This is a genomic window from Bradyrhizobium sp., assembly GCF_050014615.1.
GTDB lineage: Bacteria > Pseudomonadota > Alphaproteobacteria > Rhizobiales > Xanthobacteraceae > Bradyrhizobium.
In genome coordinates, this window is record NZ_JBEKCZ010000004.1 from 42,829 (window position 1) to 62,208 (window position 19,380).

Genomic DNA, 19,380 nt, shown 5'->3' on the forward strand with positions numbered 1-19,380 from the left:
GCTAGCCGACCGCAGGCCACAATGCTTCGGCCAGTGCCGAAGTGTGGGATCATGAATCTACGTCACGACCTTGGTCGGATCGTAGAAAAATCGCTCGCGGAATATCCTGTCGCCACGCCATTCCTGTAGCGCGACCTCGTCGAACCGGCGCAACTTGCCGGTCTTGTCGGTCATCTCGAAGATCCAGTGAATGGCGACGTGATCGCCTTCGACCACCGACGACATCGCCTTGGAATAGACGTGCGACATCAACGCCAGCACACCACGCTCGTGAGCGACCAGCAGGTCGCGACCGGCACGCGGTGGCGCCGCATTCTCCTGCATGCTGGAATCTTCGGTGTAATAGCGCTCGATCGCGCCGGCATGATCGCCGGATTCGACGAAAGCGATGAACTCATCGAGACGGGCTCGCGACGGCATCAAGACCTCCAACAGTTCAGGCAGGAAAAAGGCTGGCCAACTACATGCCGGAATCGGGAAATTCCGGAATCGGTTGCGATGCCGCCCGCCGCTTTGCCAACGAAGTCACCGCCAGTACCAGGAGTCCCAGCAAGACGGGCGGAAACACCACCATGTTGACCGCCGACCAGCCGAAATTGGCCAACAGCTGCCCCGAAGAGAACGAACCCAACGCCATCATCCCGAACACCAGAAAATCGTTGAAGGCCTGAACCTTGTTGCGCTCCTGCGGCCGGTGCGTCTCCAGCACCAGCGCCGAAGCGCCGACAAAGGCAAAATTCCAGCCGATGCCGAGCACGATCAGCGTGGCCCAGAAATGCATCGCCGTCATGCCGGACAGGCCGATCGTGGCGCCGACGGCTTCGAGCGACAGGCCGAGCGCGACAATCCTCGGCGCACCGAAGCGGGCGATAAGGGCTCCCGTGAAGAAGCTCGGGCCGTACATCGCAACGATGTGCCACTGGATGCCGAAATTCGAATCGCTGAGACTTAAGCCGCACATTTTCATCGCCAGCGGCGCCGACGTCATGACCAGATTCATCATCGGATAGGCGATGACGCCGCACAGTGCGGCTGCGATAAACCGCGGCTGCCGCGCGATCTCGAACAGCCGACGGCCGCCATGCAGATCTGCCGGTGCGGGCTTCGGCGCATCGACGCCGACGAGAACGGCCATCGCGATCAGCGCCACCATCGCCTGCACCATAAAACTGAAGGCGAACAAATAAGGCTGCCAGACATCCATCGTCCATTGCACGAGCTGCGGACCGAGCACGCCCGCGAACACGCCGCCGGCCATCACCCACGACACTGCTTTCGGTCGAAAGGCGGCGCTGGCGCCATCGGCGGCGGCGAAACGATAGGATTGCGACACCGCGCCATAGAGGCCGCCGAGGAACGTCGCACAGCAAAACAGCGGGAACGACGCATGGAGGATGGCGAAGGCCCCGAGCAGGCCGGTCAGCATGCCGCAGAAGGTGCCGATGATGAAAGCGACGCGGCGGCCATAGGCGCGCGAGATGGCGCCGGTCGGCAGCGTGCCGGCGGCGAGCCCAACCACATACATCGAGATCGGCACGGTCGCCAGCGAGACGTCCGGCGCCAGCAATGCCCCGACAATCGAGCCGGTCGCGAAAATGACGGCCGAGTTCGCGCCGGTCAGCGCCTGCGCCGCCGCCAGGCGCATGACATTGGATCGCGCGCGGGCGTCATCGGAAATCTCGTCGGCTGCCGTCATGTCGATCATCTGATATTTCCACCCACACGCGGCCAGGTTCAATCGACAAGTTCACTCGACAAGTACAGTCGAGGTGCCGTCGAGCCCGCACTATTCGTCTTACTATGAAGGGCGGTATCGGCCCAATCAACCGATGCAAACGGGCGCGCGCTATGCGTCGTTGCTTAGGTCGCTTTTGGGCGCCCGAACACCAATGTGAGATTATTGGACGGCATTTCGACAATCTCGACCAGCACCAGACCGGCCGCCGTCGCCAGTCTTTCCAACGCCTCGATATCGCGCACGCCCCATTCGGGATTGCCTTCGCGCAGGCTCGTGTCGAACACGGCATTGCTGATGGCGGTGTGCTTGCCGTCACGCTTGAACGGACCGTAGAGAAACAGCTGCCCGTCCGCCCGCAGGTAACGGCCGGCGCCGGCAAACAGCCCCTCGGCGACGCGCCACGGCGCGATATGGACGACGTTGGCGCAGAACACCGCCAGCAATTCGCCGGGGCCGCCGTCCTGCATCTCGGGACACCAGGCCGGATCGGACAAGTCGATCCGCAGCGGCAGGCGGATATTCGAAAGCTGCGCCTGCGCCCGCCACGCAACAATGCTTTTGAGATGCTGATCGTTAAGATCGCTCGGCCACCAGGTGATGTCAGGAATATGGCGGGCGAAATCCACCACATGCTGGCCGGTGCCGCTGCCGGCCTCCATCGCGTCCCCGGATTTTCCGGCAAGGAAGCGCTGCAACACCGCCCGGATCGCCTGGTGGTTGCGGTGAAATGCCGGTGCGTCGAGCCGGCCATCGGGCTCGACTGGCCGACCGTCCTTGCCGAATTCGACGACATATTCAGCCACGACATGCTCCCGGATTTGCTGGCGGGCCCCGGAAAGGTCGCCTCCCCGACGAGCCGTGTGCGTTGTCAGCCGATAGCGTATATGCTTTGACCACCCACATTCTAGGCCAATCATCGCTGGAAATGCACCTTGACCGACCATTCCTCGACGGCGCTGTTTCGGACGCTCGCTCTGGCGCTGATAACCGGTGCGGCTATGTCGATATCGACGGCCGGTGCGCAATCGGGCGCCGCCGAAGGTCAACGGCTGGCCTTCGATCGCGGCAAGGGCAATTGCCTGAGCTGTCACGAGATCAAGGGCGGCGATCTCCCCGGGACCATCGGGCCTGCGTTGAAAGACATCAAAAGCAGATATCCCGATCGTAACGATCTCGTCGCTATCCTCACCGATGAAACCAAACGCAATCCGCAAACCGCGATGCCGCCGTTTGGACGGAATCGCATTTTGACCGAGCCGGAGATCAACGCGATCGTGGATTTCCTGCAGACCTTATGACGACAGCAGCGTGATGATAGCGGCGCGCGCCGCGGGAGACTTGAGATGACGACCACTGACAACGGTTTCCCGGCGACGCGGCGCCTGATCCTGCAGGGTGCGGGCGTGGTGTTGCTGACAGGTCTCGGCATCCATTCGTTCAGCCCGGCTGCCGTCCTCGCCGCCGCCAACGACAAATATCCGGAAGACGCGTTCAAGCAGAAGGGTGCTGCGGACGCGATCAAATCGCTCTATGGCCGGGCCGCCGAACCCTCGGACAAGGTCAAGCTCGACGCGCCGGAAATCGCGGAAAACGGCGCGGTGGTTCCGATATCCGTCAGTACGACCCTGACTGAAGTGACCTCGATCTCATTTCTGGCCTCGGAAAACCCGAACGCGCTGGCGGCGGTATACCGGATTCCGCCGGGTACGCTGCCGAACGTGGCCAATCGCCTCAAAATGGCCAAAACCTGCAACGTGATCGTGATCGTGGAAGCGGGCGGCAAGCTTTATAGCGCCACCAAGGAAGTCAAGGTGACCGTCGGCGGCTGCGGCGGCTGACGCGCGATAGAAGGAGCATCCTGATGGCATCGACTATTCGCGTGCGGGCGATCTCGGGCGGAGAGACCACTGAAGTCCAGGTGCTGATCCAGCATCCGATGGATTCCGGCTTCGTCAAGGACGCCGGGGGCGAGATCATTCCGCCGCATTTCATCCAGGAACTGACCTTCGAATATGACGGCAGATACGTGTTCATTGCGGATTGGGGTGCTGCGGTCTCCAAGGATCCCTATGTCAAATTCAGCTTCAAGGGCGGCCGCAAGGGCGACGATTTGAAAATCAGCTGGGTCGACAACAAGGGCGAGACCGACACCACAACGGCGAAGATTCAGTGAAGGCGCCATTAGCGATCCATCTCGCCTCGGCCGCTCTCGCGCTGGCAGCCACAGCTTTTGCAGCCATGCCGTCTGCCGTCGCCGCCGACACGCCTGATCCGGTCGCCGACGCCAAAGCGTTCAGGAATTATTTCGTCACAAAATTTCCCAACGTTCCGCTCGACGATTTCGCCAACGGTCCGTACTCCCTGAATGAGGACATGCGCCGGCAATGGGAAGAGAAAGAGCAATTCCCGCCTTATGAGTTCTCGCTCGAGATGGGCAAGGAGATGTTCGCCAAGCCGTTCAAGAACGGCAAAAGTTATGGCGACTGTTTTCCAAACCAGGGCATCGGCATTCGTCAAAACTATCCTTATTTCGACCCTGGGGAAGGCAAGGTCATCACGCTCGAACTGGCGTTGAACCGATGCCGCGGGGCCAATGGCGAGCCGCCGCTCTCCTATGTGGAGGACGAGATGGCCGCACTGACCGCCTATATGGCGTTCACCTCCCGCGGCAAGCCATTCGATATCAAGATCCCCGACGACCCGCGCGCGCTCGAGGCCTACCAGAACGGCAAGCGCTACTTCTATACGCGGCGCGGCCAGCTCAATTTCTCCTGCGCCACCTGCCATGTGCAGAACCCCGGCGAGCGGATGCGCGCCGAAATCCTCGCGCCGGCGCTCGGGATTCTGAATGCGATGCCGATCTACCGTTCCGAATGGGGCGGCATGGGCACGATCAGCCGACGCATGATCACCTGCAACAGCCAGATACGCGGCGTGCCGCTTGAACCCCAGGCCGACGAATACCGCGATCTCGAATATTATCTGTCCTATGTCAGCAACGGACTGCCGATTGCCGGCCCGGGCGCGCGGCCATGAGCATGACAAGACCCAACACGCGGATAGTCTTGCTGGCCTTCGCGCTGACGACTATAGGCTCGACGTCGGCGATGGCTGCAAGTACCGAGACTGATTTCAAGGCCGCCTATGCGGCGGCCGAAGCCGCCAACAACGAAGCCGGCCGCCTGCGCAATCAATGGACCGTGACGGCGGAGGCCCTGGCCGATGCCAAAAAAGCCGCCGAAAAAGGCGACTTCGACCACGCCATGGCTTCGGCCAGGGATGCCGAAGCGCTGGCCAAGGCCTCGATCTTCCAGGCGACAAGCGAAAAAGAAGCCTGGAAGAATCTCGAAATACGATAGGTCCGACATCGCATGACCATCCGCCGACGGGATTTGCTCAAACTCGCGGGCGCGGCCGCGCTCTCCGGCGGAGCATCGCGGCTCGCGCGCAGCGCCGACAGCACCGGCGTTTACGATCTCGAGCACTTCGGCAATGCGCGCATCCTGCATATCACCGACACGCACGCTCAATTGCTGCCGGGATATTTTCGCGAACCGAGCGTCAATCTCGGGCTCGGCGCGATGCGGGGACAGCCGCCGCATCTGGTCGGCCGCGCCTTTCTCGATCGATTCGGGATCAAGCCCGACAGCGCCGACGCCTATGCATTCACCTCGCTCGATTTCGAGAAATCCGCGGCTCGCTTCGGCAAGCTCGGCGGCTTCGCGCATCTGAAGACGCTGATCGATCGGCTGCGCAGTGACGCGGGGCCCGGTCGTTCGCTGCTGCTTGACGGCGGCGATCTGTGGCAGGGCACGGGCCTAACCAATACCCTGCAGGGCGCCGAGATGGTCGAGGCCGCCAACCTGCTTGGCATTGAGGCCATGACCGGCCACTGGGAATTCACCTATGGCGAAGAGGTTCTGCGCAGCAATCTCGAACGGTTCAAGGGCGAATTTCTGGCCCAGAATGTCTACCTCACCGAGGAAGCCGCGTTTAACGACGCCAGGGCATTCGACCCCGCGACAAAGCGGGTGTTCAAGCCGGCCACGATCAAGGAGATCGGCGGGCATCGTATCGCGGTGATCGGCCAGGCCTTTCCCTATGTTCCGATCGCGCATCCCAAGCGGTTCACACCGGACTGGACGTTTGGAATTCGCGACGAAGAATTGCAAGGACTGGTCGATGCGCTGCGCGACACCGACAAGGCCGACGCCGTGGTGCTGCTGTCGCATAACGGCATGGACGTCGATCTCAAGCTCGCCAGCCGCGTGCGCGGCATCGACGTCATTCTTGGCGGCCATACCCATGACGCCGTTCCGCAACCCGTTCCGGTAGCCAATGCCGGCGGCATCACACTCGTCACCAATGCCGGCTCGAACGGAAAATTCCTCGGCGTGCTCGATCTCGAACTCGCGCGCGGCCGGGTCAGCGACATCAGATACCGGCTGCTGCCGGTGTTCTCGGAACTGCTGAAGCCCGATGCGGCGATGCAGGCGCTGATCGATCAGACGCGCGCGCCCCATGCCTCCGCCTATGCCGACAAGATCGCAACCGCCGATCGCCTGCTCTATCGCCGCGGCAATTTCTTTGGCACCGTGGATCGATTGATCTGCGACGCGTTGCGCGCTCAATTCGACGCCGAGATTGCACTGTCGCCGGGCTTCCGCTGGGGCTCGACCGTTCTGCCGGGCCAACCCCTGACGATGGAAGACGTGCTGGCCGAGACTGCCATCAGCTATCCGCAAACCTACGCCCAGAGCATGACCGGCAGCCAGATCAAGGAGGCGCTCGAAGACGTCTGCGACAATCTCTTCAATCCCGACCCCTATCATCAGCAGGGCGGCGACATGGTCCGGGTCGGCGGCTTCACCTATACGTGTACGCCCGCGGAAAGCATCGGACGCCGGATCTCCGACCTGAAACTCGATAATGGCCGCGCGCTCGATGCCGGCAAAAGCTACCGGGTGGCCGGATGGGCTTCGGTCAATGAGCAGATGGGAGTACCGGTGTGGGATGTCCTGGCCAGGCATCTCGGCGCGGGCAAAATGCCGGATGCACGCGGTCCCGGCGTCACGCTGAGCGGCGTCGACGACAATCCGGGGATCGCCGGATGAGGCATTTGGCACCGCAACAAGCGCGCCGGAGTTATGTCCGGCTTTTTTGCGTGGTAGTATCGGGAATCAAATCGCAGGCGCACCAGCCATGATCTTTCGCCAGTTGTTCGACAGCGTATCGGGGACTTACAGCTATTTGCTGGCCAGCCGCGCCGGCGGCGAGGCACTGATCCTCGATCCGGTGCTGGAGAAGGTGGATCGCTACTGCCAGTTGCTGCGCGAGCTCGATCTCAGGCTGGTCAAGGCCGTCGATACGCATCTGCACGCCGACCATGTCACCGGGCTCGGCGAACTGCGCGACCGGACGCATTGCGTCACCATCATGGGCGAGCAGAGCAAGGCCGACGTGGTTGCGATGCGGGTCGCCGACGGCGACAAGGTCATGATCGAGGGCCTCGGCCTCGACGTCATGTATACGCCGGGCCATACTGACGATTCTTACAGTTACCTAATGGGCGATCGCGTGTTCACCGGCGATACGCTCCTGATCCGCGGCACCGGCCGCACCGATTTCCAGAACGGCAGCGCCCGGGCGCAGTACGATTCCATCTTCGGCCGGCTGCTCAAATTGCCCGATGAGACGATGGTATTTCCCGCCCACGACTACAAGGGCGATACCGTCTCCACCATCGGCGAGGAGAAACGCTACAATCCGCGGCTGCAGGTGCGCTCGGTCGATGAATATGTCGAGCTGATGAATAATCTGAAACTACCAAATCCCCAGATGATGGATGTCGCGGTGCCGGCCAACATGCAGGTCGGCCTGCATCAGGACGACCTCGCCCGACAGGGCCAGGCATTAAGCGCCCGCGATGCCATCGAAAGCCTCGGCCGTCCCGATATCCTTCTGGTGGACCTTCGTGAAAGCAGCGAACGCGCCAAGCATGGCACGCTGTCGGGCGCGCTTCACGCGCCGTATCCCGGAATCAGCGAAAGCCTGCGATCCGGCGGGATGTTGCGCGAAGTCGCCGCGGCGACCGGTCGGCGCATCGTGTTTTTCTGTGCCTTCGGCGAACGCTCGGCGATGGCGGTGACCGCCGCCAAAGCGGCGGGCCTCACCAACACTGCGCACATCGCCGGCGGCATCGACGCCTGGAAGAAGGCTGGCGGCCCGGTGCAGACGGGTTGAGTACGCGGGCACGCTAGATCTGCGCCCAGGGCACGATCACGGTCTCGCGCTGATATTCCGCGCGATAGGCGCTGACCCGGAACACATCCGCCATCACCCGTTCCGACAGGGCTTCGGCGGGAGCGCCTTGCGACACCAGGCGGCCGTCCGAGAGCACCAGCACCCTGTCCGCAAATCGTGCGGCGAGCCCGAGATCATGCGTCACCACGATCACCAATGTGCCTTTGTCGGCAGCCGCGCGCAGGCTCTTCATCACGTCGATCTGGTGACGCGGATCGAGCGAGGATGTCGGCTCATCCGCCAGGATCACCGGCGCCTCGATGGCGAACACGCGCGCCAGCGCGACGCGGCTGCGCTCGCCGCCGGACAATTCCGTCACGCGACGCTCGCCGAATGCGACGACATCGGCGACCTGCATCGCCCGCCATACAGCTTCGGAATCTCTCGGCGTCAATCGCGCGGGGTCGGTCGCGCCATGCGGATAGCGGCCGAGCGCCACGATATCCCGCGCCGGCAGCGGCCAGTGCACGATGTGGCCCTGCGCCAGATAGGCGAATCGCCGCGCGCGCTCGCGTAGCGGCAACGACGACAGCGCGTCGCCGCCGACGTGGACGGCGCCGCTGGAAGGCACCAGTCCGGCCAAAGCGCGCAGCAGCGTCGTCTTGCCGGCGCCGTTCGGCCCCACCAGCGCAACTAGATGGCCTGACACCAGTGAAAGGGAAATATCGTTCAGCACAGCGCGGCCGGCCAGCGTCACGCCCAGGGCTTGCGCGGTGAGAAAGGAAGACGCGGTCATGCGACGCCTCCGGCGAGCGCGCGCCGTTCGCGCATGATGAGATAGAGGAAGAACGGCACCCCGATGATCGAGGTCAGCACGCCGACCTTGATGTCGCTGGTCGATGGAATGATGCGCACCGCGATATCAGCCGCCAGCAGCAGTGCCGCGCCGGTGAGCGCGCTCGGAAACAATAGCCGCGCCGGATCGTGACCGATCAGCGGCCGCATCAAATGCGGTGCGACCAGGCCGATAAAACCGATGGTGCCCGACACCGCCACCGCGCCGCCAACGCCGAGCGCGACGCCCGCAATCACCAGGAGCCGCAGCCGGTCGACATCGACGCCGAGGCTTTGCGCCGTCTCCTCGCCGAGGCTGAGCGCGCGGAAGGCGTTGCGCTGGTTGAACAGGATGATCGCGCCCGCGACAATGAACGGCAGCGCCAGCACGACGTGACGAAAACTGCGATCCTCCAGCGAGCCGAGCAGCCAGAACGCGATCTCGAGCACCACGAAGGGATTGCTCGACAGATTCATCACCAGCGCGGTCGCGGCACCAGCGAGGCTGGATATGGCAAGGCCGGCCAGAATGAGAATCAATAGCCCGGCGTTGCGGCCCGCGATCGCCAGCAGCACGAATACCGAGACGAACGCGGCAGCGATTGCCGCCACCGGAAGCGCGTAGGACCGAACATCGGCCAGACCCAACGCGATCACCAGCACCGCGCCGAAGGCGGCCGATTGCGGCGCGCCGAACAGCGAAGGCGACGCCAGTGGATTGCGCAGCAAACCCTGCAGCGCGGCGCCGGAGAGGCCGAGTATGGCGCCAATCGCGCATCCCAGAATCGTGCGGGGCAGCCGGATTTCCCTGGTGATCACCTGCTGCACGTCGCTGCCGCCACCGAACAGGGCATCGATCACCGTCAGCGGCGACAATCGCACCGGTCCCACTCCGAGCGAGACCAGGGCCAGCAGCACGACAAGCCCAACAAGTGCGCCGATCACCCCGGCGCGTCGGCGCACCGTGACATCAGCCGTCACCATGACGTTCTGGGCACTCATCGATCGTCCTCAGCTTGAGCCGGCGCCAACCCGCGATTCAGCCCGCAACAGAACTCATGCGACGAAAAAGGCGCACCGGTCCAGTCAGGATTACACCTCCGCAGGCAGCGCCCCGCGCCCGGCTGTCGGGCATGGGACCGGCGCCAAGCCAGCGACGAAGGCTTCTTCACCAAGATCGCCGATTTGACCCGAAAAATGCCGTTTTACGGCCTATCGGGCGCTAAAGATGCCCCTTTCGCAGCGCAATGCATGATAGGATTGTGTCAAAGATCATCGCACGACGGTGCGCGCCGTGAATTTGAGGCCTACGATGAATGACGAACCGAAAAGTGCTGCCGAACTGAAAGAGATCAGGCTGAATCGGAAGCTCGCCCAGGATGCCGAAGGCATCAAGGCCATGGCCGATATCGCGGCTGCCGATATCGCGATCCGAAAGCGGACGGCGGATCTGCGTGCGATCCGATTGGCGAAAGAAGCCGCCGACCGCGCCAAGCCGGCAGAACCCAAAACCAAGTCCAAGAAGAAGAAAACAGTTTAAATGACAAAAGAAGATCGCAACCGCGCCGATGCGCGTTTCAACAAGGCTGCCCATGCGGCGCACGAAGCCAAAAATGGCAAGACCGAGCGCGACGCCGCGTTGAAGGCCGTGACCGACAACATGGCGAAGCTCAAAGCATTGCGGCTGGCCCGCGAGGCCGCCGAACCCCCTCGCCCGGCCACAGCGACCAAAAAGGCGCGCGCCAAGTCGAAGACGTCAGGAGAAAAGAGCCCGGCGCTGTCTGATTGGCTGGCGGGACAGCAAAGCGGCGGGCGCCGCACTTAAGGCCGGTATCACACCGGCGCGGGCCATTCGACCATTGATCGGGTCTTGGTCGCAGCGTCGTAGACCTGCACCTGAAGCATCTGGAATTGATTCTTCAACGCCATGCCCGCCTCTTCGGCGGCTTCAACCGTCTCGTGGTGCGATTTGAAGTGTCCATCCACCACCAGCGAGTAGCCGTCGGTCGGCGCCTTGTCGGCGCGAATGATTTTGCGCGGTTGCTGTTCTTCTGCTTCGATCTTCGGCTTCTTCATGCGAGGCTCCCAGATGATGATCCGGTCAAGCCGGATCTCATCTGTTTGTTGTGAACATGATCTTTGGGCAAACGCTTTCGTTGAAAACCGGTTCCCGTTTTCCAGATCATGCCCTTTGTGGCGAGCATGATTTTTTCGGAAAACCGGCACCCACTTTTCCGGATCATGCTCTGGTTGCGCCTCCCTTTACACCGAATGTCGGAAAAAGGCAGGAAAGATTGTCGGATTGCCGCTAAGATTGCAGCTAATATGCCGCACCAGCAGCGGTGAGATTGAGGTCGCGGACGTGACCGGGTGGTCGGGCAAGACACCGATCCACCCGACCGGAGGGAGTGACATGGGTGGAACCGGCAAAAACAACGAGCTTCCCAGAAACGCACCCTCCAAGAAGGACGACCGCGAATCAAAGAAATCGTCGCCTGCAACCACCGAAGACGACGACGGCGAAGATGGCGACATCGCCACCCCGAAGCGCGATCGCTACGGCGACGATGATCAGCCACTTTGAGAGCTTGAAATATCCTGCGTCTCGCTCGCGGGAGCCCATCACTCTCGATCTGCACCCTCGATCCGCCAGATGCTTTCTTTGGTTGGTTTGATGTCCCGCGGCGGCCACGTTTTTGAGGGCTGCCATGCAGCCATATTCATAGACAAATAACCGGCCTGGCCGATAGTTTCCGCGCCGAAACCGGGTCTGAATCGGAAATGGTCGACATTCTCGCCGCATCGCAACAAGCCGCATCGCAACAAGTCAAGTCTAACGAAAAGACTGACGAATCGCTGCGCACCCTGGCCGCGATTTCGACGGCGCATTGGGTCAGCCATTTCCATATCTTCGTGCTTCCGATGCTGTTCCCGTTTTTGAAAGTACAGCTCGGCGTCGGCTACATCGAACTCGGCTTTGCGCTGACCGTCTTCGCCGTGACATCCGGCCTGACACAAGCGCCGATCGGCTATCTGGCCGATCGTATCGGCGCCCGCAAAATCCTGTTGATGGGCCTCACACTGGGCGGCTTCGCGCTGATCATGCTCGGCCTGCATCTGAGCTATCCCTGGCTGATCGCCAGCGCCGTACTGCTGGGGCTTGCCAACAGCGTTTATCATCCGGCCGATTATGCAATCCTTTCGGCCCACATGAATGAGGCGCGCATGGGCCGCGCCTTTTCGATCCATACCTTCGCCGGTTTTCTCGGTGGCGCGGTCGCGCCCGCCATCGTGGCAGCCTTGGTGGCAATGGTCGGAGGCCATGGCACGCTGATCGCAGCCGGCGCGGTGGGCCCGATTGTCGCGCTGGCGTTACTCGTCGTCGGCATTCCCGATGCGAGTGCCGCGGACCGCCAGAATTCGGGCGAAGAAACCCCGCAGCAAAAGGTCGTCACGCCTGCCCTCATCGTGCTGACGATCTTTTTCATGCTGCTCAGCCTGTCCAATGCCGGCATCGGCAATTTCGGCGTTGTTGCGCTGATCAGCGGCTATGGCGCGTCATTCTCAAGCGCCAATATCGCGCTGACGGCGTTTCTCGGCGCCAGCGCCATTGGCGTGCTGGCGGGCGGCTTTCTCGCCGACCACACGAGGCGCCACGGGCAGGTGGCCGCCGCCTGCTTTGCGATCAATGCAGCGATCGTATTCATGATCGCGACGATCAATTTGCCGTCGCCGCTACTGATGGCCGCGATGGCGTCAGCGGGTTTCCTCGGCGGCGTGATAGCCCCCTCGCGCGATATGCTGGTGCGCAACGCAGCGCCACCGGGCGCGGCCGGCCGGGCTTTCGGGATTGTCTCCACCGGCTTCAATATCGGCGGCATCATCAGCCCGTTGCTGTTTGGCTGGATCATGGACCAGAATTTGCCGCATTGGGTGTTCGGCGCGTCGGTCGTGTTCATGATCCTGACGGTGTTACTCGCCCTTGTCACCGAGCGGGGTCCACACGACAGTTCGGCCACCCCTGACGCAAGATCCCGGAGCCTGATTCCGGACAGTCAGTAAAGACCCGGTCGTCGGGTCCGGGATCGTCAGGCGAATTTCGGCTGAGGAGCTTCGCCCGCCAAGCGCGCGCGCTCGGTATCGGGCCAGAGCAGCAGCAGGCCGAGCAGGCCGGACACGATCAAAATGACGGCGTTGATGCTGAAACCGGTCATGAAGCCATCCAGTATTCCTGCTGCGCGCTGGATTACGCCGCCCATCACCGACGGGGCCAAAATGCCGGCGAGTGTGTAGATCGCGCCATAGATCGCGATCACGGCACCGCGCTGGGACACCGGCGTGAATTCCCCAAGCATCGGCGCACAGACCACATAGATCGATCCGCAAAGCCCGGAGCCGATCACCAACAAGGCGATCTGGAGTCCCGCACCCTCGATATACGGAATAGCCGCGAAGAAGAGCCCCGCGATGATCAACGGGACTGCGCCAAGCACACCACGCGCACCGCGGGTGGAAATGCCGCGCGCCATCAGTACCTGCGAAACCCATCCCGTCAGCAGCAACATAACGGCACCGGACACCCATGGCAGGATCGAGATCCATCCCGCATCCGTTTGCGAGAAGCCTAGTCCCTTCACGACGAACGGCGTGAACCAGGTGAGACCCAGCGACAGCGCCCAATAGGCGCCGAAGGTCGCGGCACAGCAGCCGATAAAGGTCCGCGTGGTCAGAAGCCGGAAGTAGGGGATGCGGGGATCAGCCGCCGCCATCGTCGCGGTTTGAACCAGCGGCCCCTCCTTGCCCAGGATCAACCACGCCACCACCCACATCAGCCCGGCGACGCCGAGCGCGCCGAATGCATAGTGCCAGTTGTAATTGACGATCACCCAGTTCAGCGCCGGCACCGCGAGGATTACGCCAAACGCCGAACCCTGCGACAGCACCGCGGTGGGGAGGGTTCGCTTCTCGTCGGGAAACCATTTGTAGACCGCATGCACCGCCACCGCACCCGCCGGGCCCTCACCGGCGCCAAGGATCACACGGCAGATCAGCAACGTGCTGAAGCTGACCGTGCCCAGCATCGGAAACTGTGCCAGCGCCCATACCGTCGCCAGCACGGCAAGAACCCATCGGGTGTCGATGCGATTGACGATAAATCCGACGACGATGGCCGTGATCGAAAACAGAAAGAAGAACGACGAGCCGAGCAGACCGAATTGCTCCGGTTCGAGTTTGAGCTCGGTCATGATCGGCACGCCGGCCAGACCGACCACGATCTTGTCGGCAAAATTCACCAGCATGAAAAGAAACAGCAGAAACGTGATCTTCCAGCCGCCTTTGGGCGTCGGTTGCACGATCATGATCGTTCCTTCATTATCGCTTTGCCGGCCCTGCTCGAGAGAGCCCAACCCGATGCTACCCAAGGCCTGTCAGCCGGTGCAACGGGGCATTTTGGCTCACTCTGATTGCGCTGCAACAGCCGCCTCCTCGTTGGACGCTGCCTGACGCTGTTTCACCGGCGAATTGCAACCGGATCACGATCGCGTCGCCGTCGATTGAGACCGTGATCTATGGCCATGGTCTTGGTATGTTGCGTGGCCATCAGGGGGTTTTCATGGTCACACGCTTCGCATGACAATCGGAAACCAGATCGTGCTGAGCGTTCGCAATCTGACCAAGGCCTATCGCTCCGCCGGAGAGCAAATCACGGTGCTGCGCGGAGTGAACCTCCGCGTCGCGGCAGGCGAGCGCGTCGCGCTGACAGGCGAGTCCGGCAGCGGCAAGAGCACACTGCTGCATCTGATCGCGGGCCTCGATCGGGCCGACGGCGGCGAGATCACGCTCGCCGACATCCCTGTGTCGGATCTCACGGATGCCGGCCGGGCGGCGATGCGGCGCGATCGGCTGGGCCTGGTATTTCAACAATTCAATCTGATCCCGAGCCTGAATGTCCGCGACAACCTCGTGTTTCAGTCTCGCATCGCCGGCCGCCACGATGCGGCCTGGCATGCGGAACTGGTGGAAAGGCTCGGTCTCGGCGGCCTTCTGAACCGTTATCCCGAACAATTATCGGGCGGCCAGCAGCAGCGGGTCGCGATCGGCCGCGCGCTGGCGATAAAGCCGGTGCTGCTGCTCGCCGACGAGCCCACGGGCAATCTCGACGAGGCGACCGCCGATGACGTTCTCGCGCTGGCGCGCGACCTGGTGACGCGAACCGGCTGTGGCTTTCTGATGGTGACCCATAGCGCGCGGCTGGCCGCCACGCTCGACCGGCACATCCATCTCAGCGCGGGACTGATCGCATGACCCGCAGCCTGTGGATTCTCGCGGTTCTGCTAAGCCACTGGCGGCGGCATCCGATGCAGCTCGCAACGTTGCTGATCGGACTGATTTCCGCGACCGCGCTGTGGAGCGGGGTGCAGGCGCTGAACCAACAGGCCCGCAGCAGTTACGACCGCGCGGCCGCCGCTTTCGGCGGCGCCCGAACCGCTGTCCTCGTTGGCCGCAACGGCGCGACTTTCTCACAGCAACTCTTTGTCGATCTGCGTCGCGCCGGATGGCCGGTGTCTCCGGTTCTCGAAGGCCGCGTTCAGATCGGCGGGCGGTCGTTACGCTTGCTCGGAATCGAACCCGTCACGCTGCCGGCGGAAGTCGGGAATGCACCGGCGATCGGAAGAGCAGGCCTGCAATCATTCGTCACGCCGCCAGGAGAGATGCTGGTGTCGCCCGAAACGCTGTCCAGCCTTGGTATTCCGGAAGGCACCTCGCCGCAGGCGGGCGGCGGCACCTCGCTGCCGCCGCTGCGCGCACAGGCGCAACTCGTGCCGGACGTGCTGGTAGTCGATATCGGCATTGCGCAGCGGCTTCTCAAAATGCCCGATCAGGTTTCGCGGCTGGTAATCGGCAAGGCCGGAGGCGAACGCGCACCGCTTGAAAGTGTCACCGGTGGCAAGCTCCGCCTGGTTGCGCCGGATGCGGAGAGCGATCTCGAACGCCTCACCGACAGTTTTCATCTGAACCTGACCGCGTTCGGGCTGTTGTCATTTTTCGTCGGACTGTTCATCGTCAACTCGGCGATAGGCCTTGCCTTCGAACAACGTTTGCCGATGCTGCGAACCTTGCGCGCCTGCGGGGTATCCGCGCGCCTGCTGAACACGGTGTTGCTGATCGAACTGGTATCGCTGGCGCTGGTTGCGGGCGTGGCCGGCCTGGTCTGCGGCTACCTGATCGCGGCGGCGCTGCTGCCGGATGTCGCGGCCTCGCTGCGTGGACTGTATGGCGCGCAGATTCCAGGTCAGTTGACGCTCAAGCCGGAATGGTGGGTCGCCGGCCTCACCATCAGCGTGCTCGGCGCGCTGGCGGCCGCGACCACGAGTCTGATGAAAGCGATCCGCCTGCCGGTGCTGGCGGCCGCGCAGCCCCATGCCTGGCAACAGGCGCAGCACAGATGGCTGATGATCCAGAGCACGGTCGCGCTCGCCGTGTTCGCCACCGCAGCAGGCCTGTTGTGGTACGGCGATTCGCTGCTCTCGGGATTTGCGGTGCTCGCAGGCCTGTTGCTTGGCGCAGCTCTGGGATTGCCGGCGGTCCTGGAACTGGTGCTTTCGCTGGGCCAGCGGCGTGCGCATCACGCGCTCGCCGTATGGTTCTGGGCCGACAGCCGCCAGCAGCTTTCCGGTCTGTCGCTGGCATTAATGGCGCTGTTGCTCGCGCTTGCGGTCAATGTCGGCGTCGGTACCATGGTCGAAACCTTCAGCCGAACCTTTATCAGTTGGCTCGACGGGCGGCTGGCAGCGGACGTCTACATCAATGCATCCGACGATGGACAGGCCACCGCCATCAAAGCGTGGCTCCATGAGCGCCCCGAAGTCGAGGCGATCCTGCCCGGCGGCCGGGCCGATACGCAAATCGATGGCGCCCCGGTTGAGATTCTCGGTCTCGCCGATCACGCTACCTATCGCGATCGCTGGCCGTTGCTGCAGTCAGCCGAAAAGGCCTGGATTCGCCTGCGCGCCGGCGATACCGGCTTCATCAGTGAACAATTGGCGCGGCGTATGAAGCTCTCGATTGGAGATCAGATCGAGGTCGCTGCGCCAGGCGGCAACTGGACGCTTGAAGTGGTCGGCATCTACGCGGATTACGGCAACCCGAAGGGCCAGATCGCCGTCAATTTCGCGGCGCTGACCCGCCACTTTCCCGGCATTCCGCTGACGCGAATGGGCCTGCGCGTCGCACCAGCAGCGGTACCGGCGCTGATAACGGCGCTGCAGGAAAAATTTGCATTGGACGGCCGCAATCTGGTGGATCAGGCAACGCTGAAGGCCGAGTCGACGCGCATCTTCAACCGGACCTTCGCCGTGACCGCGGCGCTGAACGCCTTCACGCTCGGCGTCGCCGGCATCGCCTTGCTGACCAGCCTGTTGACCCTGAGCAATTCCCGCCTGCCGCAGCTCGCGCCGCTATGGGCCATCGGCATCACGCGACGACGGCTTGCCACGATCGAACTCCTGAAGACCCTGTCGGTGGCGCTGATCACAACCCTGCTCGCGCTGCCGCTAGGCCTCTTGGTCGCGTGGTGCCTGATCGCGGTTGTGAACGTGAAGGCGTTCGGCTGGCGGCTGCCGTTTCACGTCTTCCCGCTGCAACTATTCGAACTTCTCGGCGTGGCGATGGCGGCCGCGCTGGTCGCCGCACTGCTTCCCGTGCTCAAGCTGGCGCGCATGCAGCCGGCGACCCTGGTCAAGATTTTTGCCGATGAACGATAGACTCCCGATATCCCGCCGCGCCTTGGCGGGCGGCGCGCTGGCTCTCGCACTCGGCCGCAGGACGGCGCTCGCGCAGGGCTTTGCCGGACTTGGCATCAGCGGAAGCGGATTCGCCGCTGTCGTTCCCGGCAAGACCTTTGCCTATCCCGCAGACCACGGCCCGCATCCGCAGTTCCGGATCGAGTGGTGGTATGTGACGGCAAATCTAACGGATTCAGCCGGTACAGCCTACGGCGTGCAATGGACCTTGTTTCGTCAGGCGATGGAGCCAGGTGCGCAGCAGGAAGGATGGGCCAATCAACAAATCTGGATGGGCCACGCCGCCGTGACCCGCGCGGACACCCACCGATACAGCGAAACATTCGCCCGCGGCGGCGTCGGCCAGGCCGGCGTCGAGGCAAAACCATTTTCCGCCTGGATCGATTCCTGGGAAATGCGCGGATCGGATCAGATGCACGACAACACGCTCGCGCCGCTTGAACTCAAGGCCTCCGGTGCGGATTTCGTTTACGCGCTGCGGCTCGACACGGATCGTGCGCTGGTTCTGCAGGGCGATGCCGGCTACAGCCGGAAATCGGAGCGTGGGCAGGCTTCGTATTATTTCAGCCAGCCTTATTTTGAGGTGACCGGCCGCATCACCATCGATCAGCGGTCCGCGGAGGTGACCGGAAAGGCCTGGATGGATCGGGAATGGAGCAGCCAGCCGCTGGCGGCGGATCAAACCGGATGGGACTGGTTCTCACTGCACCTGGACTCCGGCGAGAAGCTGATGTTGTTTCGGCTGCGTCAAACCGACGACAATACCTACTGTTCCGGCAACTGGATTTCGCGCGACGGCAAGACCGGACAGATCCCGTCCGCTGACATCCATATGACGCCGAAAGCCCTGACCGAGATCGAAGGACGCAAGCTTCCGGTCACATGGGACATTGCGATTCCATCGCTCGCGTTGGCGGTCGAGTGTATTCCGCTGAATGCCAGGAGCTGGATGGGAACGAGCTTTCCCTATTGGGAAGGGCCGATCAGCTTTCGGGGCAGCCACACCGGGATAGGATATCTTGAAATGACCGGCTATTGAGACTACGCACGGCGTCATTCGGGGGTTGATACCCCCGCGTCGCCCGGAATGATGTTTTCACAATCGTCTTCAAAAGGATTCTGCGATGTTTCATTTCACGGCGCTCGTCACCTGCCTGTCGATCCTGTGCTACCTCTATACCAGCATTCTGGTGTCGAGGGCACGCACGGCCTTCGGCATCAAGGCGCCAGCTGTGTCCGGCAATCCGGACTTCGAGCGGGCATTCCGCGTGCAGATGAACACGCTGGAATGGATGCCGATTTTCCTACCCTCGCTCTGGCTGTTTGCGTTCTATATCAACGATGCGCTGGCGGCTGCATTGGGTGTTGTCTGGATCGTCGGCCGCGTCCTTTACATGACCGGCTATTCGCAGGCCGCAGCCAAACGCGGGTTGGGCTTCGGGATTCAGGCCGGCGCCGCCATCCTGCTTTGGCTCGGCGCGCTCGGCGCTGTTATCTGGCACCTGATTCATGCCTGAAAATTGGCCCGCTTGATTCGACGATCTGTATCTACCTGTTGCAGCGGACGAAAAACCTGCAATGAACAAACCCACGGCCGCTATTTGACTTCGGGCCGATCCCAAGTTTAACTATCGGCCATGGCGGTGGAGCGGCACTGCCTAATTTTATGACGTTAGCTTTGGGGTGCTTGCCGCACGCGAGAGCTGCAGCGAGCACATCATAATGAATTCTTATTTCAAGCGTCAGCTTGCGGTTTACGTG

Annotated in this window: 22 protein-coding genes; 15 read left to right on the forward strand and 7 right to left on the reverse strand. The window is 62.5% G+C overall.

Going from position 1 to position 19,380, the window contains the following annotated elements; genetic code table 11:
- Positions 1-57: 57 nt before the first annotated feature.
- The 3 genes from ABR948_RS01370 to ABR948_RS01380 all read right to left on the reverse strand — a co-directional run bounded on the left by ABR948_RS01370 (position 58) and on the right by ABR948_RS01380 (position 2,541).
- Entirely contained in the window at positions 58-420 is a 363-nt protein-coding gene (locus tag ABR948_RS01370) for a nuclear transport factor 2 family protein (protein WP_428113471.1), read from the reverse strand.
- A gap of 40 nt (positions 421-460) precedes the next feature.
- The gene (locus tag ABR948_RS01375; protein WP_428113472.1) at positions 461-1,705 is read right to left on the reverse strand and encodes an MFS transporter; all 1,245 of its coding nucleotides are present in this window, start codon (positions 1,703-1,705) and stop codon (positions 461-463) included.
- A gap of 155 nt (positions 1,706-1,860) precedes the next feature.
- On the reverse strand, positions 1,861-2,541 hold the full coding sequence (locus ABR948_RS01380) for a DUF938 domain-containing protein (RefSeq protein ID WP_428113473.1): 681 nt from the start codon (positions 2,539-2,541) through the stop codon (positions 1,861-1,863).
- Positions 2,542-2,736: 195 nt separating this feature from the next.
- Between ABR948_RS01380 and soxX the strand changes: the two genes are divergently transcribed.
- The 7 genes from soxX (at position 2,737) to ABR948_RS01415 (ending at position 7,981) form a co-directional block, all read left to right on the forward strand.
- On the forward strand, positions 2,737-3,036 hold the full coding sequence (gene soxX, locus ABR948_RS01385; RefSeq protein WP_428113504.1) for a sulfur oxidation c-type cytochrome SoxX: 300 nt from the start codon (positions 2,737-2,739) through the stop codon (positions 3,034-3,036).
- Between the two features lie 45 nt (positions 3,037-3,081).
- Positions 3,082-3,576, forward strand: coding sequence for a thiosulfate oxidation carrier protein SoxY (gene soxY, locus ABR948_RS01390; protein WP_428113474.1), 495 nt, complete (start codon positions 3,082-3,084; stop codon positions 3,574-3,576).
- A 23-nt stretch (positions 3,577-3,599) separates the two neighbouring features.
- Complete coding sequence (gene soxZ, locus ABR948_RS01395; protein ID WP_428113476.1) at positions 3,600-3,911, forward strand: thiosulfate oxidation carrier complex protein SoxZ; 312 nt, start codon at positions 3,600-3,602, stop codon at positions 3,909-3,911.
- 65 nt (positions 3,912-3,976) lie between these two features.
- On the forward strand, positions 3,977-4,774 hold the full coding sequence (gene soxA, locus ABR948_RS01400) for a sulfur oxidation c-type cytochrome SoxA (RefSeq protein WP_428113506.1): 798 nt from the start codon (positions 3,977-3,979) through the stop codon (positions 4,772-4,774).
- 2 nt (positions 4,775-4,776) lie between these two features.
- Positions 4,777-5,097 carry a hypothetical protein gene (locus tag ABR948_RS01405; RefSeq protein ID WP_428113507.1) on the forward strand — a complete coding sequence of 107 codons (321 nt, stop codon included), beginning with the start codon at positions 4,777-4,779 and terminating at the stop codon, positions 5,095-5,097.
- 12 nt (positions 5,098-5,109) lie between these two features.
- On the forward strand, positions 5,110-6,852 hold the full coding sequence (soxB, locus tag ABR948_RS01410; protein ID WP_428113477.1) for a thiosulfohydrolase SoxB: 1,743 nt from the start codon (positions 5,110-5,112) through the stop codon (positions 6,850-6,852).
- 88 nt (positions 6,853-6,940) lie between these two features.
- Positions 6,941-7,981 carry an MBL fold metallo-hydrolase gene (locus tag ABR948_RS01415; RefSeq protein ID WP_428113479.1) on the forward strand — a complete coding sequence of 347 codons (1,041 nt, stop codon included), beginning with the start codon at positions 6,941-6,943 and terminating at the stop codon, positions 7,979-7,981.
- Between the two features lie 13 nt (positions 7,982-7,994).
- Here ABR948_RS01415 and ABR948_RS01420 read toward each other — a convergent pair whose 3' ends face one another.
- Complete coding sequence (locus tag ABR948_RS01420) at positions 7,995-8,777, reverse strand: ABC transporter ATP-binding protein (RefSeq protein WP_428113481.1); 783 nt, start codon at positions 8,775-8,777, stop codon at positions 7,995-7,997.
- Positions 8,774-9,799: a FecCD family ABC transporter permease gene (locus ABR948_RS01425; protein ID WP_428113509.1), complete on the reverse strand. Its 1,026-nt coding sequence runs from the start codon at positions 9,797-9,799 to the stop codon at positions 8,774-8,776. Before ABR948_RS01425 ends, ABR948_RS01420 begins: the two co-directional genes overlap by 4 nt.
- 328 nt (positions 9,800-10,127) lie before the next feature.
- Between ABR948_RS01425 and ABR948_RS01430 the strand changes: the two genes are divergently transcribed.
- Both ABR948_RS01430 and ABR948_RS01435 read left to right on the forward strand, forming a co-directional pair.
- Positions 10,128-10,355, forward strand: a complete 228-nt coding sequence (locus ABR948_RS01430; protein WP_428113483.1) for a transcriptional regulator — start codon at positions 10,128-10,130, stop codon at positions 10,353-10,355.
- Positions 10,356-10,640, forward strand: a complete 285-nt coding sequence (locus tag ABR948_RS01435) for a hypothetical protein (protein ID WP_428113484.1) — start codon at positions 10,356-10,358, stop codon at positions 10,638-10,640.
- An 8-nt stretch (positions 10,641-10,648) separates the two neighbouring features.
- Here the strand turns inward: ABR948_RS01435 and ABR948_RS01440 are convergent, their stop codons facing one another.
- Positions 10,649-10,891 (reverse strand): hypothetical protein, encoded by a 243-nt coding sequence (locus ABR948_RS01440; RefSeq protein ID WP_428113486.1) that lies wholly within the window; start codon positions 10,889-10,891, stop codon positions 10,649-10,651.
- 337 nt (positions 10,892-11,228) lie between these two features.
- On the opposite strand from ABR948_RS01440, the gene ABR948_RS01445 reads away from it, so the two are divergent.
- Together ABR948_RS01445 and ABR948_RS01450 are read left to right on the forward strand one after the other, a co-directional pair.
- Positions 11,229-11,399: a hypothetical protein gene (locus ABR948_RS01445; protein WP_428113487.1), complete on the forward strand. Its 171-nt coding sequence runs from the start codon at positions 11,229-11,231 to the stop codon at positions 11,397-11,399.
- 197 nt (positions 11,400-11,596) lie between these two features.
- A complete protein-coding gene (locus tag ABR948_RS01450; RefSeq protein ID WP_428113489.1) occupies positions 11,597-12,877 on the forward strand; it encodes an MFS transporter in 1,281 nt (426 codons plus the stop codon).
- A gap of 26 nt (positions 12,878-12,903) precedes the next feature.
- On the opposite strand, the gene ABR948_RS01455 is transcribed toward ABR948_RS01450, so the two are convergent.
- Positions 12,904-14,175 carry an MFS transporter gene (locus ABR948_RS01455; protein WP_428113490.1) on the reverse strand — a complete coding sequence of 424 codons (1,272 nt, stop codon included), beginning with the start codon at positions 14,173-14,175 and terminating at the stop codon, positions 12,904-12,906.
- Positions 14,176-14,446: 271 nt separating this feature from the next.
- Between ABR948_RS01455 and ABR948_RS01460 the strand changes: the two genes are divergently transcribed.
- From ABR948_RS01460 to ABR948_RS01475, 4 genes are all read left to right on the forward strand, one after another.
- Positions 14,447-15,121 carry an ABC transporter ATP-binding protein gene (locus ABR948_RS01460; RefSeq protein ID WP_428113491.1) on the forward strand — a complete coding sequence of 225 codons (675 nt, stop codon included), beginning with the start codon at positions 14,447-14,449 and terminating at the stop codon, positions 15,119-15,121.
- Positions 15,118-17,580 carry an FtsX-like permease family protein gene (locus tag ABR948_RS01465; protein ID WP_428113493.1) on the forward strand — a complete coding sequence of 821 codons (2,463 nt, stop codon included), beginning with the start codon at positions 15,118-15,120 and terminating at the stop codon, positions 17,578-17,580. Before ABR948_RS01460 ends, ABR948_RS01465 begins: the two co-directional genes overlap by 4 nt.
- Complete coding sequence (locus tag ABR948_RS01470) at positions 17,570-18,658, forward strand: lipocalin-like domain-containing protein (protein WP_428113495.1); 1,089 nt, start codon at positions 17,570-17,572, stop codon at positions 18,656-18,658. The genes ABR948_RS01465 and ABR948_RS01470 overlap by 11 nt, the downstream gene beginning before the upstream one ends.
- A gap of 85 nt (positions 18,659-18,743) precedes the next feature.
- Entirely contained in the window at positions 18,744-19,136 is a 393-nt protein-coding gene (locus ABR948_RS01475; protein WP_428113497.1) for an MAPEG family protein, read from the forward strand.
- Positions 19,137-19,380 lie beyond the last annotated feature (244 nt).

Bases quoted from the DNA above. Each gene is read 5' to 3' on its own strand.
- ABR948_RS01435 (WP_428113484.1), top strand. From the start codon at position 10,356: ATGACAAAAGAAGATCGCAACCGCGCCGATGCGCGTTTCAACAAGGCT.
- soxB (WP_428113477.1), top strand. From the start codon at position 5,110: ATGACCATCCGCCGACGGGATTTGCTCAAACTCGCGGGCGCGGCCGCG.
- ABR948_RS01415 (WP_428113479.1), top strand. From the start codon at position 6,941: ATGATCTTTCGCCAGTTGTTCGACAGCGTATCGGGGACTTACAGCTAT.
- ABR948_RS01425 (WP_428113509.1), bottom strand. From the start codon at position 9,799: ATGGTGACGGCTGATGTCACGGTGCGCCGACGCGCCGGGGTGATCGGC.
- ABR948_RS01375 (WP_428113472.1), bottom strand. From the start codon at position 1,705: ATGATCGACATGACGGCAGCCGACGAGATTTCCGATGACGCCCGCGCG.
- ABR948_RS01460 (WP_428113491.1), top strand. From the start codon at position 14,447: ATGACAATCGGAAACCAGATCGTGCTGAGCGTTCGCAATCTGACCAAG.
- ABR948_RS01450 (WP_428113489.1), top strand. From the start codon at position 11,597: ATGGTCGACATTCTCGCCGCATCGCAACAAGCCGCATCGCAACAAGTC.
- soxA (WP_428113506.1), top strand. From the start codon at position 3,977: ATGCCGTCTGCCGTCGCCGCCGACACGCCTGATCCGGTCGCCGACGCC.
- ABR948_RS01370 (WP_428113471.1), bottom strand. From the start codon at position 420: ATGCCGTCGCGAGCCCGTCTCGATGAGTTCATCGCTTTCGTCGAATCC.
- ABR948_RS01430 (WP_428113483.1), top strand. From the start codon at position 10,128: ATGAATGACGAACCGAAAAGTGCTGCCGAACTGAAAGAGATCAGGCTG.
- ABR948_RS01405 (WP_428113507.1), top strand. From the start codon at position 4,777: ATGACAAGACCCAACACGCGGATAGTCTTGCTGGCCTTCGCGCTGACG.
- ABR948_RS01475 (WP_428113497.1), top strand. From the start codon at position 18,744: ATGTTTCATTTCACGGCGCTCGTCACCTGCCTGTCGATCCTGTGCTAC.
- ABR948_RS01420 (WP_428113481.1), bottom strand. From the start codon at position 8,777: ATGACCGCGTCTTCCTTTCTCACCGCGCAAGCCCTGGGCGTGACGCTG.
- ABR948_RS01470 (WP_428113495.1), top strand. From the start codon at position 17,570: ATGAACGATAGACTCCCGATATCCCGCCGCGCCTTGGCGGGCGGCGCG.
- soxX (WP_428113504.1), top strand. From the start codon at position 2,737: ATGTCGATATCGACGGCCGGTGCGCAATCGGGCGCCGCCGAAGGTCAA.
- ABR948_RS01465 (WP_428113493.1), top strand. From the start codon at position 15,118: ATGACCCGCAGCCTGTGGATTCTCGCGGTTCTGCTAAGCCACTGGCGG.
- soxZ (WP_428113476.1), top strand. From the start codon at position 3,600: ATGGCATCGACTATTCGCGTGCGGGCGATCTCGGGCGGAGAGACCACT.
- ABR948_RS01445 (WP_428113487.1), top strand. From the start codon at position 11,229: ATGGGTGGAACCGGCAAAAACAACGAGCTTCCCAGAAACGCACCCTCC.
- ABR948_RS01455 (WP_428113490.1), bottom strand. From the start codon at position 14,175: ATGATCGTGCAACCGACGCCCAAAGGCGGCTGGAAGATCACGTTTCTG.
- soxY (WP_428113474.1), top strand. From the start codon at position 3,082: ATGACGACCACTGACAACGGTTTCCCGGCGACGCGGCGCCTGATCCTG.
- ABR948_RS01440 (WP_428113486.1), bottom strand. From the start codon at position 10,891: ATGAAGAAGCCGAAGATCGAAGCAGAAGAACAGCAACCGCGCAAAATC.